The sequence below is a fragment of the Rhizobium moroccans genome (genome assembly GCF_057559155.1).
In genome coordinates, this window is sequence record NZ_JBHFJG010000015.1 from 20,907 (window position 1) to 25,944 (window position 5,038).

General features: G+C 63.9%; 4 protein-coding genes. All 4 read left to right on the top strand.

What is annotated here, in order from left to right:
• Positions 1 to 1,065 (top strand): TRAP transporter large permease (locus ACE04I_RS10985; protein WP_487207041.1); only part of this gene is annotated, 1,065 nt, incomplete at its 5' end.
• Between the two features lie 11 nt (positions 1,066 to 1,076).
• Positions 1,077 to 2,120, top strand: a complete 1,044-nt coding sequence (locus ACE04I_RS10990; protein ID WP_046794356.1) for an L-idonate 5-dehydrogenase — start codon at positions 1,077 to 1,079, stop codon at positions 2,118 to 2,120.
• A 9-nt stretch (positions 2,121 to 2,129) separates the two neighbouring features.
• The gene (gene uxuA, locus ACE04I_RS10995; RefSeq protein WP_046794192.1) at positions 2,130 to 3,323 is read left to right on the top strand and encodes a mannonate dehydratase; all 1,194 of its coding nucleotides are present in this window, start codon (positions 2,130 to 2,132) and stop codon (positions 3,321 to 3,323) included.
• Positions 3,323 to 4,741 carry a mannitol dehydrogenase family protein gene (locus ACE04I_RS11000; protein WP_046794357.1) on the top strand — a complete coding sequence of 473 codons (1,419 nt, stop codon included), beginning with the start codon at positions 3,323 to 3,325 and terminating at the stop codon, positions 4,739 to 4,741. The genes uxuA and ACE04I_RS11000 overlap by 1 nt, the downstream gene beginning before the upstream one ends.
• The last annotated feature ends 297 nt before the right edge of the window (positions 4,742 to 5,038 follow it).

Consider the following 5,038-nt stretch of genomic DNA (forward strand, 5'->3'; position numbering starts at 1 on the left):
GGCATCGGCACGATCGAGATCAAGGCCATGAAGGATCACGGCTATCCGGTCGAGGCCGCTGTCGGGGTCACCGCCGCGTCCGCGACCCTCGGGCCGATCTTCCCGCCGTCGCTGCCCTTCGTCATCTACGGCATGATGGCGAATGTCTCGATCGGCGCCCTGTTCATGGCCGGCATCCTGCCGGGCATCGTCATGACGCTCCTGATGATGCTGACCGTCTTCATCTTTGCCTACCGCAAGGGCTGGGGATCGGACACGCCGTTCGAGTTGAAGAAACTCGCGTCCGCGTCTCTGGAAGTGGCCATCGTTCTCTGCTTCCCGGTGGCGGTCTACCTGCTGATCCTGGCGGGCCTGTCGATCAACGTGGCCGTGCTGGTCGCACTCGTCGCACTCATCGCGCTGGACTGGTATTACGATTTCTCCGCCGTCATGGCGCTGATGACGCCGGTGCTCCTGATCGGCGGCATGACCATGGGCTGGTTCACCCCGACCGAAGCTGCGGTTGCGGCGGTCATCTGGTCGCTCTTCCTCGGCCTCGTGCGGTATCGTACGATGACCTTGAAGACGCTCGCCAAGGCGAGTTTCGATACGATCGAGACCACGGCGTCGGTGCTGTTCATCGTCACCACCGCCTCGATCTTCGCATGGCTCCTGACGGTCAGCCAGGCGGCCCAGCTGTTCTCCGACTTCATGTTCTCGCTGACGGACAATTGGTGGACCTTCCTGATCATCGTCAACATCTTGCTGCTGATCGTCGGTGCCTTCCTCGATACGATCGCCGCGATCAGTATTCTGGTTCCGATCCTGATGCCGATCGCTGCCCGCTATGGGATCGATCCGGTGCATATGGGCCTGATCTTCACGCTGAACCTGATGATCGGTCTCTTGACGCCGCCGGTCGGCATGGTGCTGTTCGTGCTTTCGCGGATATCGAAACTGTCGGTAGAGCGGACGACGATGGCCATCCTGCCATGGATGATTCCGCTCTTCCTGGCTCTGATCCTCATCACCTTTATTCCGACGATCACGCTCTGGCTGCCGACGCAGCTCGGCCTGATCAAATAAGGATGGGGCAGATGCAAACGAGACTGGCACGCCTCTATGGCCAGCGGGATCTCAAGGTCGAGGAGGCGCCGGTTGCGGCGCCTCGCGAAGGCGAGGTGCTGCTGAGGATGGCGGCGGGCGGCATTTGCGGCTCAGACCTGCATTATTACCAGGACGGCGGCTTCGGCCCCGTCCGGGTGCGGGAGCCGATCATTCCGGGCCATGAGGCGGCGGGCTATGTGGAGGCATTGGGGCCGGGCGTCTCAGGCCTCGCGATCGGCGATCTTGTCTCGGTCAATCCGAGCCAGCCCTGCGGCCATTGCCGCTTCTGCGAGGAGGGCTTGCCCATCCACTGCCTCAACATGCAGTTCATGGGCAGCGCCATGCGTCTTCCCCATGCGCAGGGCATGTTCCGCGATTGGCTCGTGGTGCCGGCGATCCAGTGCCATCCGGCCGGTAAGACGGTGAGCGCCGGTGAGGCGGCCTGCGCCGAGCCGCTGGCCGTCTGCCTGCATGCGGTATCGCGGGCCGGCGATCTCAAAGGCAAGCGCGTGCTGGTCACGGGCGCCGGGCCGATCGGCGTGCTCGTCGTGGCCGCTGCCCGTCATGCCGGAGCCGGCGAGATCGTCGTGACCGATCTCACGGATGCGGCTCTGGAAAGAGCTGCTGCCATGGGCGCTGACAGAACGGTGAACGTGGCGACGAATGCCACCGATCTGGCGACATTCGAGGCGGAGAAGGGCTATTTCGACGTGGCCTTCGAATGCTCGGCGGCAGCACCGGCGATCAGGACGGCCGTGGCGGCGGTGAAGCCGCGCGGGATGATCGTCCAGGTGGGCGTTACCGGAGACGTGCCGGTGCCCTTGAACGCGCTGGTCGGCAAGGAATTGCAGTGGATCGGGTCGCAGCGCTTCGACGACGAATTCGCGATCGCCGCCGACCTGATCGGGCGACGCGAAATCGATGTGCGGCCGATCATCTCCCACACCTTTCCGATCGATCAGGCCGTGGCGGCCTTCGAACAGGCAGGCGACCGCACGGCCGCCTGCAAGGTGCAACTGACTTTTCTCTCCTGAGGGGTTTTCATGCGGCATACATGGCGTTGGTTCGGCCCGGTCGATAAGGTAACCGTTGAGGATGCGGCGCAGGCCGGTGCCAAGGGCATCGTCAGCGCGCTTCACCATATTCCGACAGGGGATGTCTGGCCTGTCGAGGAGATCGCCAAGCGCCACGAGGAGATCAAGGCGGGCGGCCTTTTTTGGGACGTGGTGGAAAGCGTGCCCGTCTCCGAAAGCATCAAGACGCAGACCGGCGAATGGCGGAGCCACATCGCCAACTGGCAGGAATCGCTGCGCCGTCTTTCGGCCTCGGGCATTCGCACCGTCTGCTACAATTTCATGCCGGTGCTGGACTGGACCCGCACGGACCTGCGCTGGACGGCCCGCCACGGCGCCAAGGCCATGCGCTTCGATCTCATCGATTTCGTAGCCTTCGACATCCACCTTCTGCAGCGCCCCGGCGCGCCGGAAGATTATGACCAGGCGACGCGCGAAAAGGCTGCGAAGCGTTTTGCCGAAATGCCGGACGAGCGCCGCTTAGCGCTGTCGAAGAATATAGGCGCCGGCCTTCCGGGTTCGGCCGACGGATACACCCTGCCGCAGTTGCGAGAACACCTGGCGACCTATGACGGCATCAGCCGCGAAAAGCTGCAACAGCACCTCATAGATTTCCTCTCGGAAGTGACGCCGGTGGCGGAACAGGTCGGCATCAATATCTGCGCTCATCCCGACGATCCGCCGTGGGCGCTGCTCGGCCTGCCGCGTATTCTTTCGACCGAGGAAGACTACGCGCACATGCTGCGGCAGGTGGATAGCTCCGCCAATGGCGTCACCTTCTGCACCGGCTCGCTCGGGGCCCGCGCCGAAAACGACCTGCCGGGCATGGTCGAGCGCCTTGCGCCCCGCATTCACTTCGTCCATCTGCGCAACGTTCATCGGGAAGAGGAGGGAACGCCTTGCTCCTTCTATGAGGACGAGCATCTCGAGGGCCACACGGACATGGTGGCGGTGATCGCCGAGCTGCTGAAGGAAGAAACGCGCCGCAGGGCGGAAGGCCGCGCGGATCACGAAATCCCGATGCGTCCGGATCACGGCCAGGAAATCCTCGACGACCTGAAGCGTGGCGCGCAACCCGGCTATCCGGCCATCGGCCGATTGAAGGGTTTGGCGGAACTGCGCGGTATCGAGCGGGCGCTCTCCCACAGCCAATATGGGCTTTGATCATGGACCGCCTTTCCGCTTCGACCCAATTCTCCGGCCCGGTCGTGCTGCCGGCCTATGATCGCAAGGCGCTGGAACCGGGCATCCTGCATATCGGCCTCGGTGCCTTCCACCGTGCCCATCAGGCGGTCTATACCGATGCGGCGCTGACCGAGGAGTTCGGCCCATGGGGCATCATCGGCGTCAGCCTGCGCTCGGCGGATATCGTCCGCGAACTCAACGAGCAGGACGGGCTCTATTCGGTCGTCACCCGCAGCGGCGCGGGCGAAAGCGTGCAGGTAGTCGGCTCGATCATCAAAGGGCTGGCGGCGGTAGAAGAACGCGATGAACTGCTGAGGCTGCTTGCCGATCCCGAAATCAGGATCGTCACCATCACGGTCACGGAAAAGGCCTATGGGCTCGACCCGGTGAGCGGCGGGCTCGATCGTGGCCATCCGTCGGTGAAGGCCGATCTCGAAAACCCTGCAGCGCCGATCGGCATTCTCGGCTATCTCGTGGCCGGCCTCGCAAGCCGCAAGAATGCAGGCCTGCCGCCGTTCACGGTGCTCTGCTGCGACAACCTGCCGACCAATGGCCGCATCGTCCGGGGTCTGGTGATCGAGATGGCTGGCGCCAACGATCCCGCGCTCGCCACCTGGATATCGGAAAAGGGAGCCTTCCCATCCAGCATGGTGGACCGCATCGTGCCGGCCGCGACGGAGGAAAGCCGCGCCCGCGCAACCGCAATGCTCGGCGTCGAGGACCGGCAGTCGCTGGAAACCGAGCCCTTCATGCAATGGGTGATCGAGGATCATTTCATCTCCGGCCGCCCGAAATGGGAAGCCGGCGGCGCACTCTTTGTCGATGACGTGGAGCCCTATGAGAAGATGAAGCTCCGGCTTCTCAACGGCGCGCATTCGATGATCGCCTATCTCGGGCAATTGAAGGGCCTGGAATTCGTGCGCGACGTCATGGCCGTGCCGGAATATGCGCAATTGGCGCGGCGGCATATGCAGGCGGCGGTGAAGACGCTTGATCCGGTGCCCGGCATCGACCTCAAGCACTATATCGACCAGTTGATCGAGCGCTTCGCTAATCCGACCATCGCGCACCGGACGCGCCAGATCGCCATGGACGGCACGCAGAAGCTGCCGCAGCGCATCTTCGCCGGCACGGTGGACGATCTCGCGGCGGGCCGCGATGCCGCCTCCTTCGCCTATGCGACGGCGCTCTGGATCGCCTATGCGAAACGCACGCCGGATATCGACGATCCGCGGCGGGAGGAAGTCCGGGCGGCGGCCGCGCAAGCATCCCCGGATGATCCCTCGGCGCCGTTCTTCGCCATTCCGGGGCTGTTTCCGCAGGCGCTTGTCGGGAACCGCGGATGGCGGGATCGGGTCAATGCGAAGCTCGAAGAGATCGAGGCGGGGCGCATCTGACTGCTACCGGGATTAGCCCCTCACCCTAACCCTCTCCCCGCAGGCGGGGAGAGGAGACGTGCCCTGCGGCACGGTCGCGGTCGTGGCAGAACGGTGCGGCATATCCCTTCTCGGAAGAGATTAGCCATCCTCGACGTCGGAGAAGGAGTTGAGCGAGTGCCACGCGCGTCCTTCTCCCCGTCAGAACGGGGAGAAGGTGCCGGCAGGCGGATGAGGGGCAATCGATAGGAAGGATCAGATCAGCTTCGCGAAAGCGACCGCGGTGTCGTTCATGCGGTTGGAGAAGCCCCATTCGTT